The organism is Nonomuraea sp. NPDC047529 (genome assembly GCF_040642995.1).
Classification (GTDB): Bacteria; Actinomycetota; Actinomycetes; order Streptosporangiales; family Streptosporangiaceae; genus Nonomuraea.
Map to the genome: position 1 here is coordinate 186,049 of NZ_JBEYTJ010000006.1, position 19,358 is coordinate 205,406.

The window sequence follows — 19,358 nt, forward strand, 5'->3', positions numbered from 1 at the left end:
GTGGCCCCCACCAGCACGGGAGCGCATCAACCGATCGGTTGACCCGGCGCTCGACCGGCCGGCGCGCGGGGATCGCCCGTGCTTCCGATGGCCCGGCGCGGTCCGCCGGGAAACCTTGAGGTGTCCGACTTCGCCCTGCCGAACTGGAGAAATCATGAACATCCGTACTCGCCTGGTCGCCGGCTCGCTGTCGGGGCTGGCCGTGCTGGCCGGCGCCGTCGCCGCCACCTCGCCCGCCCAGGCCGCCGACGCCGCCCACAGTGCCCGCGTGGCCGCCGCCGAGCCCGTCGTGCAGACCGGGACGCTCTCCGCCGACGCCGCCCTGAAGATCGCCGACGCCGTGCTGAAGGAGGCCGTCAAGCAGAAGCAGCGCGTCTCCGTCGTGATCGTCGACCGGTCCGGCGCGACCCGCCTGGTGCTCAAGGGCGACGGCGCGGGCCCGCAGACCGAGGAGTCGGCCAGGCGCAAGGCGTTCACCGCGGTCTCCTTCGGCCGGACGACCAGTGAGCTCGGCAAGGGCATCACCGGCGGCGGACCGTCCATCGCCGACATCCCGGGCACCCTCTTCCTCGGCGGCGGCGTGCCCGTCGCCTCGGGCGGCGCCCCCGTCGCGGGCATCGGCGTCGGCGGCGCCCCCAGCGGCGACATCGACGAGTCCATCGCCCAGGCGGGCCTCAAGGCGGTCGCCGGGCAGCTGCGCTGACCGGCCGTGCCCGGCCCCCGGCGCGCGGCCGGGGGCGGGAAGGCGGAAGGATGAAGGGATGAAGCGCCGAGCCGTCCTGACCTGGGGGCTCGGTCTGATGCTCGCGGCCTGCGGCGGGCGCGAGGTGAAAGGAGCGGGAATGGCCGACGAGGAACTGCTGGCGGGGGCCGCGCGCGGTGACGCCGCCGCCGTCCGGGACGCGCTCGGGGCGGGGGCCGACGTCGAGGCCCGCGACGCGCAACGCCGTACGGCCCTGCTGCTCGCGGCGGCGGCCGACCACGTCGAGGTGGCCAAGCTGCTGATCGCGGCGGGCGCCGACCCCGACGCCCAGGACTTCAGGAAGGACACCCCCTGGCTGGTCACCGGCGTCACCGGAAGCGTCGCGATGCTCAGGGCGCTGCTGCCCGCCGGGCCCGACCTGACCAAGCGCAACCGCTACGGCGGCGTCTCCCTCATCCCCGCCTGCGAACGCGGGCACGTCGAGTACGTCCGCGAGGTGCTGAAGACCGGCATCGACGTCGACCACGTCAACGACCTGGGCTGGACGGGCCTGCTGGAGGCGGTCATCCTGGGCGCCGGCGGTGAGCGTCACCAGGAGATCGTCCGGCTGCTGATCGCCGCGGGCGCCGACGTCGACCTGGCCGACCGCGACGGCGTCACCCCGCTCGCGCACGCCGTGGCCAAGGGCCAGAGGCAGGTGGCCGCCCTGCTCCGCGCCGCCGGAGCCCACTGACACCTCACCCGGGAAGCAGGCGGCCGGAGCACGACGGGCCGCCTGCTAAGGTGTGAAATGCTTGTGATTCTCAGCTAGGAGACCAGACATGGCAGGTGACGACGACATCTCCGGGTGATACCGGAGGTTGATCGGCCCCGGCGTGAGCGCGTGAGCGCCGCCGGTGTGGCCCTGTTCGTCGTTTCCCGAATCCCTGTCCTTTCACCGGGCGGCTTCGGCATGCCCGCGTTCTCCGTTGAGGTCTTCTTCACATGTCCGACGCGTTCATCGTCTGCTCCAACCTGTCCTTCTCCTGGCCTGACGACACCCCGGTCTTCAGCGACCTGTCCTTCAGCGTGCCCGGCGGCCGTACGGGCCTGGTCGCCCCCAACGGCGCGGGCAAGAGCACCCTGCTCAAGCTCATCGCCGGGGAGTACCGGCCGCGCGCCGGCAGCGTGTCCGTCGCCGGCGTGCTCGGCTACCTGCCGCAGAGCCTGCCGCTGGCCGGCGACCTGAGCGTGGCCGAGGTCCTGGGCATCGCCCCGGTGATCGCCGCGCTCAACGCCATCGAGGCGGGCGACACCGCCGAGGAGCACTTCACCACCATCGGCAACGACTGGGACATCGAGGAGCGCACCGGCGCCCAGCTCGACCGGCTCGGCCTCGGCCACCTCGACTTCGCCCGCACGCTGCGCACGCTGAGCGGCGGGCAGATCGTCTCGCTCGGCCTGGCCGCGCAGCTGCTCAGGCGGCCCGACGTCCTGCTGCTCGACGAGCCCACCAACAACCTCGACCTCGACGCCCGCGACCGGCTGCACGCCGTGCTCGGCGACTGGAAGGGCTGCCTGCTCGTGGTGAGCCACGACCGCGCCCTGCTCGACCGCATGGACCGCATCGCCGAGCTGGACCGTGGCGAGGTGCGCTTCTACGGCGGTGACTTCACCGCCTACGAGGAGGCCGTACGCACCGAGCAGGAGGCCGCCGAGCGCAACGTGCGCACGGCCGAACAGGAGCTCAAGCGCGAGAAGCGGGAGATGCAGCAGGCTCGCGAGCGCGCCGAGCGCAGGGCCGGCAACGCCGCCCGCAACCTCAAGAACGCCGGCCTGCCGCGCATCTTCGCCGGGAACATGAAGCGCGGCGCCCAGGAGTCGGCCGGCCGGGCGAGCCAGACGCACGCCGCCCGCGTCAGCGACGCCAAGGCCCGGCTGGACGAGGCGGGCCGCGCCCTGCGCGACGACCAGCGGATCTCCCTGCAACTGCCCGGCACCAACGTGCCCGCCGGGCGCACGGTCTTCCAGGGCGAGCACCTCATGGCCCGCGGGCTGTTCGCCGAGCCGGGCCTCGACCTGGTCGTCCGCGGGCCCGAGCGGATCGCGCTGACCGGTTCCAACGGCGTCGGCAAGTCCACGCTGCTGCGCCTGATCACCGGCGAGCTCGAACCCGACAGCGGCACGACCAGGCGGGCCGACGGCCGGGTGGCCTACCTGTCACAGCGGCTCGACCTGCTCGACGACGAGCTCACCGTCGCCGAGAACCTGGCCGCCTTCGCCCCCGCGATGCCGGCCGCCGAGCGGATGAACCTGCTGGCCCGCTTCCTGTTCCGGGGCGCGCGGGCCCACCTGCGGGTCGCCGTGCTGTCGGGCGGCGAACGGCTGCGCGCCACGCTGGCCTGCGTGTTGTGCGCCGAACCGGCGCCCCAGCTGCTGCTGCTGGACGAGCCGACCAACAACCTCGACCTGGTCAGCGTGAGCCAGCTGGAGAGCGCGCTCGGCGCGTACGAGGGGGCGTTCGTGGTGGTCAGTCACGACGAGAGGTTCCTGGCGGAGATCGGGGTGGACCGCAGGCTGGAGCTGTCCGGCGGGCGGCTGCTGGAAGGGGGTCCGGCCCCGGCGTAATGGCCCTTCTGGGGGAACATTTCCGGACATCTTACTAAACTTGGATGATTCGTTCTCTTGTGTCATTCAGGTTTATGTGGGTAGGTTTGGCGGCTATGACCGCATCGAACGCTCCGACGACCGCCGAGGAGCTGCGTGGCGCCGGGCTGCGGGTGACCGCCGCCCGGGTCGCGCTGCTCGAGACCGTCCGGGACGGCGACCATCTCGGGGTCGAGGCGATCGCCTCCGGGGTGCGCGAGCGCGTGGGTCATATCTCGTTGCAGGCCGTGTACGACGCCCTCCACGCGCTCGCCGCCGCGGGGCTCGTCCGCCGCATCGACCCTCCCGGCAGTTCGGCCCTGTACGAGGGCCGCGTCGGGGACAACCACCACCATCTCGTGTGCCGGTCGTGCGGCGCCGTGGCCGACGTCGACTGCGCCGTCGGCCACGCGCCCTGCCTGACCGCCTCCGACGACCGCGGCTTCGCCATCGACGAGGCCGAGGTCATCTATTGGGGCCTGTGTCCCGCCTGTTCCACCGGCAGCAGTGCCTGAGCACCCGATCCGCCTAGTCCGGAAGGATTCCCATGTCTGAGAACCATGATGCGATCGTCACAGACGCCAAGTCGGAGGACGGCGGCGGCTGCCCGGTCGCGCACGAGCGCGCCCCGCACCCGACCCAGGGCGGCGGCAACCGCCAGTGGTGGCCGGAGCGGCTCAACCTGAAGATCCTGGCCAAGAACCCGGCCGTGGCGAACCCGTTCGGCGCGGACTTCGACTACGCCGCCGAGTTCAAGACCCTCGATCTCGCGGCCGTCAAGCGGGACATCGCCGAGGTGCTGACGACCTCGCAGGACTGGTGGCCGGCCGACTTCGGCCACTACGGCCCGTTCATGATCCGGATGGCCTGGCACAGCGCGGGCACGTACCGGATCAGTGACGGACGTGGCGGCGCCGGGGCCGGGCAGCAGCGCTTCGCGCCGCTCAACAGCTGGCCGGACAACGGCAACCTCGACAAGGCCCGCCGCCTGCTGTGGCCGGTCAAGAAGAAGTACGGCCGCAAGATCTCCTGGGCCGACCTGCTGATCCTCACAGGCAACGTGGCCCTGGAGTCGATGGGCTTCACGACCTTCGGCTACGCCGGCGGCCGCGAGGACGCCTGGGAGCCCGACGAGGACGTCTACTGGGGCCCCGAGTCCACCTGGCTCGGCGACCAGCGCTACACCGGCGACCGCGAGCTGGAGAACCCGCTGGCCGCGGTCCAGATGGGCCTCATCTACGTCAACCCCGAGGGCCCCAACGGCAACCCCGACCCGCTCGCCGCGGCCCGCGACATCCGCGAGACCTTCCGCCGCATGGCGATGAACGACGAGGAGACCGCCGCCCTGATCGTGGGCGGTCACACCTTCGGCAAGACCCACGGCGCGGGCCCGGCCGACAGCGTCGGCCCCGACCCCGAGGCCGCCCCGATCGAGCAGATGGGCCTCGGCTGGCGCAACAGCCACGGCACCGGCAAGGGCGGCGACGCGATCACCAGCGGCCTTGAGGGCATCTGGACGGACACCCCCACGACCTGGGACAACAGCTTCCTGGAGATCCTGTACGGCTACGAGTGGGAGCTGTTCCAGAGCCCCGCGGGCGCCAACCAGTGGCGGCCGAAGGACGGCGCCGGGGCCGGCACCGTCCCCGACGCCCACGACCCGGCCAAGCGGCACGCCCCGACGATGCTGACGACGGACCTGTCGCTGCGCGTGGACCCGGTCTACGAGCAGATCACCCGCCGCTGGCTGGAGCACCCCGACGAGCTCGCCGACGCCTTCGCCCGCGCGTGGTTCAAGCTGACCCACCGCGACATGGGCCCGGTCGCCCGCTACCTCGGCCCGGAGGTCCCGTCCGAGACGCTGCTGTGGCAGGACCCGCTGCCCGCGGTGACGCACGAGCTCGTCGACGCGGCCGACGTCGCCGCCCTCAAGGAGCAGATCCTCGCCTCGGGGCTGTCGGTGGCGGAGCTGGTGTCCACCGCGTGGGCCTCGGCCTCCTCCTTCCGCGGCAGCGACAAGCGTGGCGGCGCCGACGGCGGGCGCATCCGCCTGCAGCCGCAGAGCGCGTGGGAGGTCAACGACCCCGACCGCCTGGCGACCGTGCTGGGCACCCTGGAGGGCGTCCAGAAGACGTTCAACGGCGCTCAGACCGGCGGCAAGCAGGTCTCGCTGGCCGACCTGATCGTGCTCGCCGGGTGCGCTGGCGTCGAGCGGGCCGCCAAGGAGGCCGGCTACGACGTCCAGGTGCCCTTCACGCCGGGACGGGCCGACGCGACGCAGGAGCAGACGGACGTGGAGTCGTTCGCCGCGCTGGAGCCGACCGCCGACGGGTTCCGCAACTACCTCGGCAAGGGCAACCGCCTGCCGGCCGAGTACCTGCTGCTCGACCGGGCCAACCTGCTGACGCTGAGCGCGCCGGAGATGACCGTCCTGGTGGGCGGCCTGCGCGTGCTGGGCGCCAACCACCGGCAGTCGACGCTCGGCGTCCTCACCACGACCCCGGGGAGGCTGACCAACGACTTCTTCGCCAACCTGCTCGACCTGGGCACGACGTGGCACTCGACCGAGGACGCCAACGTCTTCGAGGGCCGCGACGCCGTCACGGGCGAGGTGCGCTGGACCGGCACCCGCGCCGACCTCGTCTTCGGCGCGAACTCCGAGCTGCGCGCGGTCGCGGAGGTCTACGCGAGCGACGACGCGAAGGAGAAGTTCGTCCGTGACTTCGTCGCGGCGTGGGACAAGGTCATGAACCTCGACCGGTTCGACCTGGCCTGAGCGTGACCGGAACGCCCGGGGCGGTTGCCCCGGGCGTTCCGCGTGCCCGGAGGCTTGCGCGGTGGCTGGGGTTATTTCATACTAAACGAGTCGTTTTTACAGGATAATACCCGGTGTCCCGAGGAGCCCTGATGCGCTTTCACTGGTTCCTGCCCACGACCGGCGACGGCCACGACGTGCGCTCGGCCATCACCACCACCGACGCCTTCCGCCCGGCCGCCCGCCCCGCCACGCTCGGCTACCTGACGCAGGTCGCCAGGGCCGCCGAGCAGGCCGGGTTCGAGGGCGCGCTCACCCCGGTCGGCGCGGGCTGCCCCGACCCGTGGATCGTGTGCGCGGCCCTGGCCCAGCACACCGACCGGCTCAGGACGCTGGTCGCCTTCCGCACCGGCTACGCGCTGCCCACCCTGCTCGCCCAGCAGGCCCAGTCCTTCCAGGAGATCTCCGGAGGAAGGCTGCTGCTCAACGTCGTCACCGGCGGCGACCCCGTCGAGCAGCGCGCCTACGGCGACTTCCTCGACCACGACGCCCGCTACGCCAGGACCGCCGAGTTCCTGCACGTGCTCCGCCGCGCCTGGGACGGCGTGCCGTTCGACCACCACGGCGAGCACTACCGCGTGGAGGGCGGCGGGCTGGCCGCGCCGCTCGACCCGCGCCCGCCGCTCTACTTCGGCGGCGCCTCCCCGGCGGCCGAGCGGGTCGCCGCCCGCCACGCCGACGTGGTGCTCATGTGGGGCGAGCCGCCGGCGGCGGTCGCCGAGCGCGTCGCCCGGCTGCGCGCCCTGGCCGAGCCGCTGGGCCGCGAGCTCCGGTACGGCCTGCGCGTGCACGTCATCGCCCGCGACACCTCGGCCGCCGCCTGGGCCGAGGCCGATCGGCTGCTGGCGGGCATGGACCCCGTCCGCGTGGCCGCCGCCCAGCGCCGCTTCGCCCGCTACGACTCCGTCGGCCAGCGGCGCATGGTGGACCTGCACGCCGGCGGCACCCGCGACCTGGAGATCCATCCGGGGCTGTGGGCCGGGGTCGGGCTGGTGCGCGAGGGCGCGGGCACCGCCCTGGTCGGCTCGTACGACGAGGTCGCCGCGCTGCTGCGCGAGTACGCCGCCACGGGGGTGGCGGAGTTCGTCCTGTCGGGCTGGCCGCACCTGGAGGAGGCCTACCGGGTCGGCGAGTACGTGCTGCCCCGCCTGGCCCGCACGCCGTCGGTGGCCCTCGCGCCCGGACGCTAGGCGGTGAGCAGGGCGTGGGCGGTGACGCGCAGGTCGGCCACGGCCGCCGCCGCCCGCGCGGCGTCGAAGGCCGGGTCGCCCAATCGCTGCTCCAGGTCGGCCAGCACCACGACGACGTGCAGGTTGAGCACCCGCAGGCGCTCCTGCGTCAGGCCGGGCAGCCGCCGCCGCAGCAGGCCCGCCAGCTCGCCGACGCCGGGGTGGTGGTCGCTGGAGTAGGGCCAGGACCGGTAGGCGCCGGACAGCACGTACCGGCTGGTGAAGCGCAGGTACCAGCTCGCGCCCCGGTGGGTGAGCACGTGCTCGGCCAGCGGGGCGAGGTAGGCCTCGACCAGGGCGGGAAGGTCCTGCTCCAGGCCGTGGGCGCGCAGGTCGTCGATCAGCTCGCGGCGGCGGTGGTTGAGGGGGGTCATGCGGTGGGCGTACAGGGCGTCGATCAGGCCGGCCTTGCCGTCGAAGTGGTACTGGACCGCCGAATGGTTGCCCTGCCCGGCCGCGAGGGCGATCTCCCGGAGCGAGACGTCGAGACCGCGCTCGGCGTAGAGCCGTTCGGCCGCCAGGAGGATCTTCTCTTTGGCCTGCATTCCCACCTTTTCCGGATCGCCGGGGTATCGTCGCGGATTAAGACACCCTGTCTTACTCTGCTGCCGTCTGCTGTCCAAGACCGTACGCCTCTCCTCGCAGGAGCCTCGCCGTGACCGCAGAACCGATCCCCCGTGCCTCCAACGGTGCCCCGAACGTGCTCGCCGTCGTCCTGGACGACACCGGCTTCGCCCAGCTCGGCTGCTTCGGCTCCGACATCGCCACCCCGCACATCGACCGGCTCGCGGCGGGCGGCCTGCGCTACAACCGGTTCCACGTCACGGCCCTGTGCTCGCCGTCGCGCGCCTGCTTCCTCACCGGGCGCAACCACCACGCGGTCGGCATGGGCTTCCTCGCCGACCTCCCGCTCGACCACCCCGGCTACACCGCCCGCATCCCGCGCTCGGCCGCGACCCTGCCGCGGATCCTGCGCGACCACGGCTACTCCACCCTGGCCGTCGGCAAGTGGCACCTCACGCCGCGCTACGAGCGCTCGGCCGCGGGCCCGTTCGGCCACTGGCCGCTCGGCCTGGGCTTCGAGCGCCACTACGGCTTCCTGCAGGGCGACACCAACCACTACGCGCCCAACCTCGTCCGGGACAACCACCACGTGGACCCGCCCGCCACCCCCGAGGAGGGCTACCACCTCACCGAAGACCTCGTCGACCAGGCCGTCCGTTACCTCGACGACCAGCGCCACGCCGCCCCCGGCAAGCCCTTCCTCCTCTATCTCGGCCTCGGCGCCACGCACTCGCCGCACCACGTCGGGCCCGAGTGGAGCGAGCCCTACCGCGGCCGCTTCGACCGGGGATGGGACGCCTGGCGGGAGGAGATCTTCGGGCGCCAGGTGGAGACCGGCGTCGTCCCGCCCGGCACCGTGCTCACCCCGCGCCCGGACTGGGTGCCCGCCTGGGACGACCTCACCGCCGACCGGCGCCGCCTGTACGCCCGCCAGCAGGAGGTCTTCGCGGGCTTCCTGACCCACGCCGACGCCCAGCTCGGCCGCCTGCTCGCCCACCTGGAGGAGACCGGGCGGCTCGACGACACCATCGTCGTGCTCTTCTCCGACAACGGCGCCAGCGCCGAGGGCGGCGTGGAGGGCAGCGTCAACGAGCACCGTTTCTCCGCCGGCATCCGCGAGTCCCTGGAGGACAACCTCGCCCACCATGACGACTGGGGCGGCCCGCGCACCTACAACCACTACGCGTGGGGCTGGGCGTGGGCCGGGAACACGCCGTTCCGGCTGTGGAAGCGCTACACCTGGCTCGGCGGCACCCGTACGCCGCTCATCGTGCACTGGCCGGCCGGGATCACCGGCGCAGGCGCGGTGCGCGACCAGATCGTGCATGTCAACGACCTGTTCCCGACGCTCCTGGACGCCGTCGGCATCGAGCCGCCGGCCGTCGTGGACGGGATCGAGCAGCAGCCGGTCGACGGAGCCAGCTTCCTGGCCACGTTCGGCGACGCCGCCGCGCCCGCGCCGCGCGAGACCCAGTACTTCGAGATGCTGGGCTCACGTTCCCTCATCCATGGACGCTGGAAGGTCACCACCGACCACGTGTCCACGGGCGTCCTGGACGAGGAGGAGCTCCTGACCGGCAGCCGCGACCTCGACGGCGACCACTGGGCGCTGTTCGACCTGGCGGCCGACTTCTCCGAGGCCGCCGACGTGTCCGCCGACCATCCGGAGGTGGTCGCCGGGCTGCGGCGGCTGTGGGAGCGGGAAGCCGGGCGCAACAACGTCCTGCCGCTGTTCGACAACCTTGTGGCGCGCTTCGGCGCCCTCATCGGCCCGGCCTGGCCGCCCGGCGACGACCGCACGTTCCGGCCGGGGGCCTCGCCCGTGTGCGACGAGTCGCTGCCGCTGCTGTTCGGCGGCTTCCGCTGGACGGCCGAGATCGAGGCGCCGGCGGAGCCCGAAGGGGTGCTGTTCGCGATGGGCGACTGGAACGGCGGCTTCGCCCTGTACGTCACGGAAGGCCGCCTGGCCTTCACCTTCTCGCGGGCCGGGGAACTGCTGGAGCTCACCGCCGACCGTCCACTCCCCGCCGGCCGCCGGTCCGTGGGCGTCGTCCACACGACGGGCCCCGGAGGATCGGCGTTTCACCTGACGCAGGAGGACGTCGTGGTGGGCGCCCTGGCGTTCGACGGCCTGCTGCCGGTCGCGCTCCAGCACGGCGGGGCCGGGTTGCGGCTCGGCCACGACCTCGGCCTGCCCGTCTCCGACCGGTACCGCGTCCCGGCCCGGTGGAACGGGCGGCTGCTGTCGGTCCGGCTCCGGACGCCGGGCGCCGCCGCGCCCGACCTGCTCGCCGGACTCCGGACCGCGCTCCACGCCGACTGACAGCGCCTCCCGGGGAGCGGGAGGCGGGTGATGGTGTGGTCCGAAATCGGCCGGTGTCAAGGACGTCGTGGCTGGTTGGCTGGTTCGCCGTAGATCATTCCTTGTCCGGAACGGAACCATGGCAACCACCACCACCCTCGCCCCGCCGCGCCCGCCGCTGATCTCCTGGCTCGCGGTCACCTCGATCACCCTGGGCATCTTCGCCATCGTCACCAGCGAGATCCTGCCCATCGGCCTGCTGACCACCATCGGCGCCGACTTCCGCGTCACCGACGGCACCGCCGGGCTCACCATGACGCTGCCCGGGTTCGTCGCCGCCGTCGCGGCCCCCGTCCTGACCGTGGCCACCGGCCGCCTGGACCGCCGCGTGATGCTCTGCGTCCTGATGGCCGTGCTGGCCGCCGCCGACGTCCTGGCGGCCGTGGCCGGGGCCTACTGGGTCGTGCTGGTCTCGCGGGTGCTCGTCGGCCTCACCATCGGCGGCTTCTGGTCGATCGCGGCGGGGCTGGCCTCCCGGCTGGTGCCGCCGTCCGCCGTGGGCGCCGCCACGGCCCTGATCTTCTCGGCCGTGCCGCTGGGCTCGGTGCTCGGGGTGCCGGCCGGAACCCTCATCGGCCACCTGGCGGGCTGGCGGACGGCGTTCCTGGTGCTGGCCGGGCTGGCCGTGCTCGTGCTGCTCGCGCTGCTGACCCTGCTGCCGCCGCTGCCCGCCCGTCAGGCCACCGGCTCGCGCGTGCTGCTGGACCTGCTGCGCCTGCACGGCACCAGAATCGCGCTGCTGGCCACGTTCCTCGTCGTGCTGGCGCACTTCGGCACCTACACCTACGTCACCCCGTTCCTGGAGCACGTCACCCGGCTGTCCCCGGCCGCCGTCAGCGCCGTCCTGCTGGCGTACGGCGTGGCAGGGATCGCGGGCAACTTCCTGGCGGGCCGGGCCGTGGCCACCGCGCCGCGCGCGGCGTTCGTCGTCTGCGGTGGCCTGATCGCGGCCGCCACCGCGCTGCTGCCCCTGGCCGGCACGTCCCAGGCCGGGGCCGTCGTGCTGCTGGTGCTGTGGGGGCTGGCCTACGGGGGAGTGCCGGTCTGCTCCCAGGCGTGGTTCCTGCGGGCCGCGCCCGGCACGCCGGAGGCGGCGACCGTCATCTTCACCTCTTCGTTCCAGGCGACCTTCGCCCTCGGCGCGCTGCTGGGCGGCGTGATCGTCGACGCCTCCTCGGTGTCGGCCGTGATGGTCGCCGGCGGGCTGGTCGCGCTGCTGATGGCCGGCTCCTTCTCCTGGCTCGCCCGTCCCCGCCGGGCCGCGTGAGCGGGGCGGGGACGGGCGGTCAGCCGTCGAGGTGGTTCCTCAGCGCGTCGAGGCGGCCGTCCCAGTCGCTCGCCAGCGCCGCCAGGAACTGCTGGGCCACCCGCATCGGGGCCGAGCGCAGCCGGTAGCGGACGCGGCGGCGCTCGCCCGGCTCGGGCGTCACCAGCCCGGCCTCGGCCAGCAGCGTCAGGTGCTTGGCGATCGCCTGCCGGGTGATCGGCAGGCGGGCGGCCAGGTCGGTCGCCGTGGCCGGGCCCCGGGAGGCCAGCTCGGCCAGGATGGCGCGCCGGCTCGGGTCGGCCAGGGCGACGAAGACCTGCTCGGCCACCGCCTCGATGTCAGGCGGCGTCAAGGTGCTCGACCAGCTCGCCCAGCTCGCTCGCCCACCCCTCGGTGTGGGCGTCGTACGCCTTGCGGTGGTGGTCGTCGGGGAGCTGGGCGAAGCCGGTCTCGACGACGGTCAGCCGCGTGCCCGTGCCGGCCGGTTCGAGGGTGAACTCGACGTACGTGCGGCGCAGGTCGTCCTCCGGCATGCCGAAGACCGGCCAGGTGAAGCCGAACACCGACGGCTCCTCCACGCGCTCCACGCGCATGTCGACCGTGTGCCCGTGGCTCCAGCTCATCCGCGCCGGCCCGCCGGGACGCAGCTCGATCGCCGCCTCCTGGCCGAACCAGGCGGCCAGCCCCTCGGGGGTGGTGAGCGCGGCCCACACCTTGCCGGGCGGGTGCGCCAGCTCGACGGTCCGCTCGACTCGATCGGGGAATCCCATGACGACCTCCATATGCAGCAGGGAAAAGGTTGCCACATCTTGTGGCGACCGGTGGACGGTCACTGCTCCGGCCGTGGGTGCCGGCGCAGGCCGTAGGAGATGAGGGCGACGGCGGCGAGCGTCACCGCGACGTCCACCAGCAGGGCCAGGCGGATGCCGGCCAGCTCCCCGCCGCGCGTGGCGGCGACGGCGCCGAGGAGCGGGACGCCGACGGTGATGGCCACCTGCTGCGTCATGGACGTCAGCCCGGTCGCCAGCCCCTGTTCCTCGTCCGGCAGGCCCGAGGTCCCGGTGACGGTGTAGGCGACGATCGCGGTGACGTGCCCGAAGAAGCCGACGAACAGCGCGGGGACCAGCACCGCGAGCGCCGTCCAGCCGGTCCCGAGCAGCACGGTGGGCAGGGTCGCCAGGGCCTGGACCGTCATGCCCACGACCAGCACCAGACGGCTGCCGTAGCGCCCGACGAATCGCCCCGCGATCACGCCGGCGACCACCGACGCCAGCCCGGGTATCCCGAACACCAGGCCCGTGGCCAGCGGTGACAGCCCCAGGACGCGTTGCAGGTACAGGGTCACCAGGAAGATCATGGCGGGCTCCATTGTGAAGATCACGAAGCCGGCGAAGTTGCCCCACTTCACGGTGGGCCGCCGCAGGATGCGCACCGGCGCGAGCGGCGCCGGCGCGCGCAGCTCGATCCGCCAGAACGCGCCCAGCAGCACCACGCCGACGACGGCCGCCACCAGGTCGGTCTCGACGGCCGCGTAGATCACGGCCAGCAGGCCGCCGGTCACGGTGACCGCGCCGGGCAGGTCCAGCCGCACCCGCTCCGGCAGCACGCTCTCGCGGATCAGGAACGGCGTCAGCACCACGATCGCCACCGCGACCGGCACGTTGAACAGGAACGCCGCCCGCCAGCTCAGCAGGCTGACCAGGGCGCCGCCGAGCAGCGCGCCGACGGTGAACCCGCCCGACAGCAGGGCGCCGTTCAGCCCGAGGACGCGGGCGCGCAGCGGGCCCTCCTTGAAGGTGGTGGTGAGCAGCGACAGCGCGGCGGGGATCGTCATCGCCGTGGCCAGGCCCTGCAGCACGCGGGCGGTCAGCAACGTCCCGGGCCCGTCGGCGAAGCCGCCGAGGAGGGAGGCCCCGGCCAGGACGACCAGGCCGGCCAGGAACAGCTTGCGGCGGCCGAACAGGTCCGCCGTCCGGCCGAACACGAGGGTGAACCCGGCCGCCGGCAGCGCGTACGCCGAGGTGATCCAGGGCCACTGGGCCGGGCTCAGCCCGACGCCCGCGCCGGCCTGGGGAAGGGCGACGTTCAGGATCGAGAAGTCGACCGCCAGCATGAAACCGGCGCCGAGCAGGACGAACGCGATCAATCGTTGTCTGCCGTCGAGGCGCGGCGGGGTGGCCTCAACGGTCGCGACAGGAACACTCATTGCGGCCTCCAACTAGTAGCAACCCAATGGTTGCCACATTATGGCAACCATTGGGTTGCGTCAATGGAGGGCGGGAAGGGGGCGAACTTCCGTTTTCCGGAACGGTGGTCTAACCTTCGGAACATGCCCGACAGCGACGCCAAGCTCGTGGGAGCCGACCGCGTGCTGGCCGTGCTGGCCGAGCTCGCCCGGCATCCCGACGGCATCGGGCTGGAGGAGATGGCCCGCGCGGTGTCCAGCCCGAAGCCGACCGCCCACCGCGCCCTGGCCGCGCTGCGCCGCGCCGGGTTCGCCGTCCGTAACGGCCACGGCCGTTACGTGCTCGGCGACGAGTTCCTGCGCATGGCCTTCGCCCACCACGAGGCCCGGCCCGACCACGTCCGCGTCACCCCGATCCTCCAGGCGCTGTGCGACCGCTACGGCGAGACCGTCCACTACGCGGTGCTGGAGGGCACGTCGGTGGTCTACCGGTCCAAGCTCGACCCGCCGTCCGGCGCGGTGCGGCTGACCTCGGTCGTCGGCGGGCGCAACCCGGCCCACTGCACCGGCGTCGGCAAGGTGCTGCTGGCCGAGACGCTGCGCGACGAGGCCGCCGTGCGCGCCTGGGTGGGGGGCCGGCGGCTGGAACGGCCCACCGAACGCTCGATCGGCACCGCCGAGGAGCTGCACGCCGAGCTGGTGCGCGTCCGCGAGCAGGGCTACGCGGCCGACGACCAGGAGAACGAGCCGGGCGTCAACTGCGTGGCGGTCCCGGCGTACCTGACCTCGCCCACCGTGCCGAGCGGCGCGATCAGCATCAGCGGCCTGGCCTACCGCACGCCCCTGCGCGCGCTCGTGGAGGACGTGCCGGCCATCCGCGCGCTCGCCGCCGGACAAGACCTTCCCTGACCCCCGCAGAACTGGAGAGATTCCCTTGTACCTCATGCGCATCGGCGCGCCCGGCGCCGAGAAGCCGGTCGTCCGCGTGGACGACGACCACTACGTCGACGTCTCCGACCTCACCCCAGACTTCGACGAGCGCTTCTTCGCCGCGGGCGGCCCCGCCCTGCTCGCCGGACGGGTCGCCGACGGCCCCCGGCAGGCGTTCGCCGGCGAGCGGATCGGCGCGCCGATCGCCCGCCCCCACCAGATCCTGTGCATCGGCCTCAACTACAGCGACCACGCCGCCGAGACCGGCCAGGCCGTCCCCGCCGAGCCGATCCTGTTCACCAAGTCGCCCAACACCCTGGTCGGCCCGGACGACGACGTGCGCATCCCGCGCGGTGCCACCAAGACCGACTGGGAGGTGGAGCTCGGCATCGTGATCGGCAGGCGCACCTCCTACCTCGACTCGCCGGCGGAGGCCGCGGCCGCGATCGCCGGCTACTGCGTGGTCAACGACGTCAGCGAGCGCGCCTTCCAGATGGAACGCGGCGGCCAGTGGAGCAAGGGCAAGTCGGCCGAGACGTTCAACCCGGCCGGCCCCTGGCTGGTCACCCCCGACGAGCTCGGCGACGTCCGCGACCTGGGCATGTGGCTGGACGTCAACGGCGTACGCCGCCAGACCGGCAACACCAAGACGATGATCTTCGACCCGTACGTCATCGTCCACCACCTGAGCCAGTTCATGGTGCTGGAGCCCGGCGACCTGATCAACACCGGCACCCCGCCCGGCGTCGGCATGGGCCACGACCCGCAGATCTGGCTGCGGCCCGGCGACGTGATGGAGCTCGGCATCGACGGGCTCGGCAGCCAGCGCCAGCGGGTCGTGGAGCCCCGGTAGTGCGGGCGCTCGTCCTGACCGGGCCGGGCGCGGCCGAGGTCCAGGAGGTCGAGCCCCCGTCCGCCGGGCCCGGCCAGGTCGTCGTGGACGTCGAGCGCGCCGGTGTGTGCGGCACCGACATGGAGCTGTTCAGCGGCGAGATGAGCTACCTGCGCACCGGCCGCTCCCGCTACCCGCTGCGCCCCGGCCACGAGTGGTGCGGGCGCGTCGCCGAGGTGGGCGAGGGCGTGGACCCGTCGTGGCTGGGGCGGCGGGTCGTCGGCGACACCATGCTCGGCTGCGGACGCTGCGACCGCTGCCGCCAGGGCCGCCACCACGTGTGCCCCGACCTGGCCGAGCTCGGCATCAGCCGGGGCGCCGCGGGGGCGCTGGCCGAGCGGCTGGCCGTCCCGGTCGCGGCGCTCCACGCGCTGCCCGATACGGTGGACGAGACCTTGGGCGCGCTGGTCGAGCCCGGTGGCAACGCCTTACGCGCCGTCCGCGCGGCGGGGCTGGAGGCGGGGGAGCGGTTGCTGGTTCTGGGCACGGGCACGATCGGCCTGCTGGCCGCGCTGTTCGCGCGCGCCGGCGGCGCCGACGTGCACCTCATGGGCCGCGCCGAGGCCGACCTGCGCCTGGCCGCCGACCTCGGCTTCCGGAACGCCTGGACGCGGGCGACCCTGCCCGGCCTGCCCTGGCACGCCGTCCTCGACGCCACCAACGCCGCCGAGCTGCCCGCGTTCGCCCTCGGCCTGGCCGAACCCGCCCGCCGCGTCGTCTACATCGGCCTGGCCGGCACGCCGTCCACGCTCGACACCCGCGACCTGGTGCTCAAGGACGTCACCGCGGTCGGCGTCCTGGGGGGCTCGGCGGGGCTGGCCGGGGCCATCGACGCCTACGCCGGCGGCTCGGTGGACGCCCGTCCGCTGGTGGCCGCCACGGTCGGGCTGGCGGACACGGCCGGCGTCCTGGCCGGACGGCGACCGTCCGGCGCCGGCCCGGGGCCCAAGATCCACATCGACCCCCGGCAATGAACTCGGAAGTGAGCACGAGCATGACCCATCGTGAACCGCGACGGCTGAACGCGCCGGACGCCGCCGTCCTGGCGGCGGTCGAGACGGCCGTCCCGGGGATCACCCGCGCCCGCGCGAGCGACCGGCTCGGCATGGCCCACGACGCCTCCCACTACCTGCTGACCCCGCAGGCCGTGCTGGTGGCCGAGAGCGCCGGCCAGGTCGCCGCGCTGCTGCGCACCGGCCTGCCGCTGACGTTCCGCTCCGGGGGCACCAGCCTGAGCGGCCAGGGCGTCAGCGAGCACCTGCTCGTGGACACCCGCCGGCACTTCCGCTCGATCGAGGTCCTCGACGGCGGCGCCCGGGTACGGGTCCAGCCCGGCGCGGTGCTGCGTCAGGTCAACGCCCGCCTGGCCCCGTACGGGCGCAAGCTGGGCCCCGACCCGGCCAGCGAGTCGGCCTGCACGATCGGCGGCGTCGTGGCCAACAACTCCAGCGGCATGACCTGCGGCACGCACGCCAACACCTACCGGACGCTGGAGTCGATGACGCTGGTGCTGCCGAGCGGCACCGTCGTCGACACCGGCGCCCCCGACGCCGACGAGCGGCTGCGCGCCCTGGAGCCCGACCTCGCGGCCGGCCTCGAACGGCTGCGCGACCGCGTGCGCGGCAACCCCGACTCGGTGCGCCGCGTCCAGGCCCAGTTCTCGCTGAAGAACACCATGGGCTACGGCCTGAACAGCTTCCTCGACCACGACGGCCCGGCGCAGATCCTCGCCCACCTGGTCATCGGCAGCGAGGGCACCCTCGGCTTCGTCGCCGAGGCCGTCTTCCGCACCGTCCCCGCCCATCGGCTGGCCGCCACCGGCCTGCTCGTCTTCCCGACGCTGCGGGCGGCGATGGCCACGATGCCGGAGCTGGTGGCCGCCGGGCCCGCCGCCGTCGAACTGCTGGACGCCGAGTCGCTGCGCGTCGCGCAGACCGACCCCAAGGCCGACGACGCGCTGCGCGCGCTGGCCGTCGCCGAGCACGCCGCGCTGCTGATCGAATGGCAGGAGACCGACGCCGAGCTGCTCACCGAGCGCGAACAGGCCGCCGAGCGGCTCTTCGCCGGGCTGAGCCTGGCCGCCCCCGCCCGGCTGAGCAGGGAGGCCGGCGGCCGGGCCGCGCTGTGGCACATCCGCAAGGGCCTGTACGCCACCGTCGCCGGCGCCCGCCCCAGCGGCACGACCGCCCTGCTGGAGGACGTCGCCGTCCCCGTGCCCGCCCTGGCCGACCTGTGCGACGACCTGACCCGCCTGTTCGCCGAGCACCGCTACGAGCGCAGCGTCGTCTTCGGCCACGCCAAGGACGGCAACCTGCACTTCATGCTCAACGAGCGCTTCGCCACCGACCTCGACCGCTACGCCGAGTTCACCGAGGACATGGTCGAGGCCGTCCTGGCCAGGGGCGGCACGCTGAAGGCCGAGCACGGCACCGGCCGCGTCATGGCCCCGTTCGTGCGCCGCCAGTACGGCGACGAGCTGTACGAGGTGATGCGCGAGGTCAAACGCCTGTGCGACCCGGCCGGCACGCTCAACCCCGGCGTCGTCCTCACCGACGACCCCGAGGCCCACCTGCGCGACCTCAAGACCGTCGTGACCGTCGAGCCCGAGGTCGACCGCTGCGTCGAGTGCGGCTACTGCGAGCCGGTCTGCCCCAGCCGCGACCTGACCACCACCCCGCGCCAGCGCATCGTGCTGCGCCGGGAGCTGGCCGCGGCGCGGGCGGCCGGCGACGACGCCCTGGCCCGCGAGCTGGAGGACGCCTACGCCTACGACGCCGTGGACACCTGCGCCGTGGACGGCATGTGCGCCACCGCCTGCCCCGTCCTCATCAACACCGGCGACCTGACCAAACGCCTGCGCGCCGAGCGCCACGGCCGGTCCGCCCGCCGGGCCTGGACGAGCGCCGCCCGCCACTGGGACGGCGTCACCCGCGCCATGAACCTGGCCCTCGACACCGCCGCCGCCGTCCCGCCCGCGCTCCCGGAGGCCGCCTCCCGCGCCGCCCGTGCCCTGGCCGGCGCGGACGACGTCCCGAGCTGGAGCCGCGACCTGCCGCGCGGCGGGACCAGGCGCCGCCCGTCCCCGGCCGGGGGCGCCGACGCCGTCTACCTGCCGTCCTGCCTGAACACCCTGTTCGCCCCCGCCGACGGCGGCCCCGGCGTGATGACCGCCTTCCAGCGCCTGGCCGCCCGCGCGGGGCTGACGCTGCACGTCCCCGAGAAGATCGCCAGCCTGTGCTGCGGCACCCCGTGGTCGTCCAAGGGCTTCGCCGGAGGCCAGGAGGCCATGGGCGAGCGCGTCGGCGACGTGCTCGCGCGGGCCACCGACGGCGGCCGCCTGCCCGTGGTCAGCGACGCCGCCTCCTGCACCGAGGGCTACGCCCATCTGGTGCCCGGCCTCCAGGTGGTCGACGCGGTCGCCTTCACCGCCGAGCACATCCTGCCCCGCCTGCCCGAGGCGCGCCGCCTGCCGTCGCTGGCGCTCCATCCGACCTGCTCCTCCACCCGCCTCGGCCTGGACGCCGCCGTCGCCCGCGTCGCCGAGGCGGTCGCCGAGCAGGTGGTGATCCCGGACGGCTGGCAGTGCTGCGCCTTCGCCGGCGACCGCGGCCTGCTGCACCCCGAGCTGACCGCCTCGGCCACCCGCGCCGAGGCCGCCTCCGTGGCCGAGGCGGGCTGCGCCGCCCACGCCTCGGTCAACCGCACCTGCGAGCTGGGCCTGACCCGCGCCACCGGCCAGACCTACCGGCATCTCCTGGAGCTCCTCGACGAAGCAACCGCCTGAGG

At 73.7% G+C, this 19,358-nt stretch carries 16 protein-coding genes; 12 read left to right on the forward strand and 4 right to left on the reverse strand.

All coding sequences use genetic code 11. The features are described 5' to 3' along the window. The first annotated feature begins 154 nt into the window (after window positions 1-154). From ABZ815_RS12480 to ABZ815_RS12505, 6 genes are all read left to right on the forward strand, one after another. On the forward strand, window positions 155-703 hold the full coding sequence (locus tag ABZ815_RS12480) for a heme-binding protein (protein ID WP_357696975.1): 549 nt from the start codon (window positions 155-157) through the stop codon (window positions 701-703). A gap of 58 nt (window positions 704-761) precedes the next feature. Continuing rightward, window positions 762-1,436: an ankyrin repeat domain-containing protein gene (locus ABZ815_RS12485; protein WP_357696977.1), complete on the forward strand. Its 675-nt coding sequence runs from the start codon at window positions 762-764 to the stop codon at window positions 1,434-1,436. Between the two features lie 251 nt (window positions 1,437-1,687). Further along, window positions 1,688-3,310 carry an ABC-F family ATP-binding cassette domain-containing protein gene (locus ABZ815_RS12490; RefSeq protein ID WP_357696979.1) on the forward strand — a complete coding sequence of 541 codons (1,623 nt, stop codon included), beginning with the start codon at window positions 1,688-1,690 and terminating at the stop codon, window positions 3,308-3,310. A 95-nt stretch (window positions 3,311-3,405) separates the two neighbouring features. Continuing rightward, window positions 3,406-3,843, forward strand: coding sequence for a Fur family transcriptional regulator (locus ABZ815_RS12495; RefSeq protein ID WP_357696981.1), 438 nt, complete (start codon window positions 3,406-3,408; stop codon window positions 3,841-3,843). 32 nt (window positions 3,844-3,875) lie between these two features. After that, window positions 3,876-6,104, forward strand: coding sequence for a catalase/peroxidase HPI (gene katG / locus ABZ815_RS12500; protein ID WP_357696983.1), 2,229 nt, complete (start codon window positions 3,876-3,878; stop codon window positions 6,102-6,104). Between the two features lie 131 nt (window positions 6,105-6,235). Next, window positions 6,236-7,333 (forward strand): LLM class flavin-dependent oxidoreductase, encoded by a 1,098-nt coding sequence (locus ABZ815_RS12505; protein WP_357696985.1) that lies wholly within the window; start codon window positions 6,236-6,238, stop codon window positions 7,331-7,333. Here the strand turns inward: ABZ815_RS12505 and ABZ815_RS12510 are convergent. After that, window positions 7,330-7,917, reverse strand: coding sequence for a TetR family transcriptional regulator (locus ABZ815_RS12510; RefSeq protein WP_357696986.1), 588 nt, complete (start codon window positions 7,915-7,917; stop codon window positions 7,330-7,332). The genes ABZ815_RS12505 and ABZ815_RS12510 overlap by 4 nt on opposite strands. A gap of 110 nt (window positions 7,918-8,027) precedes the next feature. Between ABZ815_RS12510 and ABZ815_RS12515 the strand changes: the two genes are divergently transcribed. Both ABZ815_RS12515 and ABZ815_RS12520 read left to right on the forward strand, forming a co-directional pair. Continuing rightward, window positions 8,028-10,259: an arylsulfatase gene (locus ABZ815_RS12515; RefSeq protein ID WP_357696988.1), complete on the forward strand. Its 2,232-nt coding sequence runs from the start codon at window positions 8,028-8,030 to the stop codon at window positions 10,257-10,259. Window positions 10,260-10,377: 118 nt separating this feature from the next. Beyond that, window positions 10,378-11,565, forward strand: coding sequence for an MFS transporter (locus ABZ815_RS12520; RefSeq protein WP_357696990.1), 1,188 nt, complete (start codon window positions 10,378-10,380; stop codon window positions 11,563-11,565). A 19-nt stretch (window positions 11,566-11,584) separates the two neighbouring features. Here ABZ815_RS12520 and ABZ815_RS12525 read toward each other — a convergent pair whose 3' ends face one another. From ABZ815_RS12525 to ABZ815_RS12535, 3 genes are read right to left on the reverse strand one after another with little or no spacing between them, the layout of a single operon-like run. After that, window positions 11,585-11,917 (reverse strand): helix-turn-helix domain-containing protein, encoded by a 333-nt coding sequence (locus ABZ815_RS12525; protein ID WP_357696992.1) that lies wholly within the window; start codon window positions 11,915-11,917, stop codon window positions 11,585-11,587. After that, window positions 11,904-12,335, reverse strand: a complete 432-nt coding sequence (locus ABZ815_RS12530) for an SRPBCC domain-containing protein (protein ID WP_357696994.1) — start codon at window positions 12,333-12,335, stop codon at window positions 11,904-11,906. Before ABZ815_RS12530 ends, ABZ815_RS12525 begins: the two co-directional genes overlap by 14 nt. Before the next feature lie 59 nt (window positions 12,336-12,394). Further along, window positions 12,395-13,771: an MFS transporter gene (locus tag ABZ815_RS12535; RefSeq protein WP_357696996.1), complete on the reverse strand. Its 1,377-nt coding sequence runs from the start codon at window positions 13,769-13,771 to the stop codon at window positions 12,395-12,397. 123 nt (window positions 13,772-13,894) lie between these two features. On the opposite strand from ABZ815_RS12535, the gene ABZ815_RS12540 reads away from it, so the two are divergent. Genes ABZ815_RS12540 through ABZ815_RS12555 form a run of 4 tightly spaced genes read left to right on the forward strand, consistent with a single transcriptional unit; the run spans window position 13,895 to window position 19,356 of the window. Beyond that, window positions 13,895-14,659, forward strand: coding sequence for an IclR family transcriptional regulator (locus tag ABZ815_RS12540; protein ID WP_357696998.1), 765 nt, complete (start codon window positions 13,895-13,897; stop codon window positions 14,657-14,659). A gap of 25 nt (window positions 14,660-14,684) precedes the next feature. After that, complete coding sequence (locus tag ABZ815_RS12545) at window positions 14,685-15,533, forward strand: fumarylacetoacetate hydrolase family protein (RefSeq protein WP_357697000.1); 849 nt, start codon at window positions 14,685-14,687, stop codon at window positions 15,531-15,533. Then, on the forward strand, window positions 15,533-16,546 hold the full coding sequence (locus ABZ815_RS12550) for an alcohol dehydrogenase catalytic domain-containing protein (RefSeq protein WP_357697002.1): 1,014 nt from the start codon (window positions 15,533-15,535) through the stop codon (window positions 16,544-16,546). Before ABZ815_RS12545 ends, ABZ815_RS12550 begins: the two co-directional genes overlap by 1 nt. Before the next feature lie 20 nt (window positions 16,547-16,566). Continuing rightward, a complete protein-coding gene (locus tag ABZ815_RS12555) occupies window positions 16,567-19,356 on the forward strand; it encodes an FAD-binding and (Fe-S)-binding domain-containing protein (protein ID WP_357697004.1) in 2,790 nt (929 codons plus the stop codon). Window positions 19,357-19,358 lie beyond the last annotated feature (2 nt).

Bases quoted from the DNA above. Each gene is read 5' to 3' on its own strand.
- ABZ815_RS12480 (WP_357696975.1), top strand. From the start codon at position 155: ATGAACATCCGTACTCGCCTGGTCGCCGGCTCGCTGTCGGGGCTGGCC.
- ABZ815_RS12485 (WP_357696977.1), top strand. From the start codon at position 762: ATGAAGCGCCGAGCCGTCCTGACCTGGGGGCTCGGTCTGATGCTCGCG.
- ABZ815_RS12490 (WP_357696979.1), top strand. From the start codon at position 1,688: ATGTCCGACGCGTTCATCGTCTGCTCCAACCTGTCCTTCTCCTGGCCT.
- ABZ815_RS12495 (WP_357696981.1), top strand. From the start codon at position 3,406: ATGACCGCATCGAACGCTCCGACGACCGCCGAGGAGCTGCGTGGCGCC.
- katG (WP_357696983.1), top strand. From the start codon at position 3,876: ATGTCTGAGAACCATGATGCGATCGTCACAGACGCCAAGTCGGAGGAC.
- ABZ815_RS12505 (WP_357696985.1), top strand. From the start codon at position 6,236: ATGCGCTTTCACTGGTTCCTGCCCACGACCGGCGACGGCCACGACGTG.
- ABZ815_RS12510 (WP_357696986.1), bottom strand. From the start codon at position 7,917: ATGCAGGCCAAAGAGAAGATCCTCCTGGCGGCCGAACGGCTCTACGCC.
- ABZ815_RS12520 (WP_357696990.1), top strand. From the start codon at position 10,378: ATGGCAACCACCACCACCCTCGCCCCGCCGCGCCCGCCGCTGATCTCC.
- ABZ815_RS12530 (WP_357696994.1), bottom strand. From the start codon at position 12,335: ATGGGATTCCCCGATCGAGTCGAGCGGACCGTCGAGCTGGCGCACCCG.
- ABZ815_RS12535 (WP_357696996.1), bottom strand. From the start codon at position 13,771: ATGAGTGTTCCTGTCGCGACCGTTGAGGCCACCCCGCCGCGCCTCGAC.
- ABZ815_RS12540 (WP_357696998.1), top strand. From the start codon at position 13,895: ATGCCCGACAGCGACGCCAAGCTCGTGGGAGCCGACCGCGTGCTGGCC.
- ABZ815_RS12555 (WP_357697004.1), top strand. From the start codon at position 16,567: ATGACCCATCGTGAACCGCGACGGCTGAACGCGCCGGACGCCGCCGTC.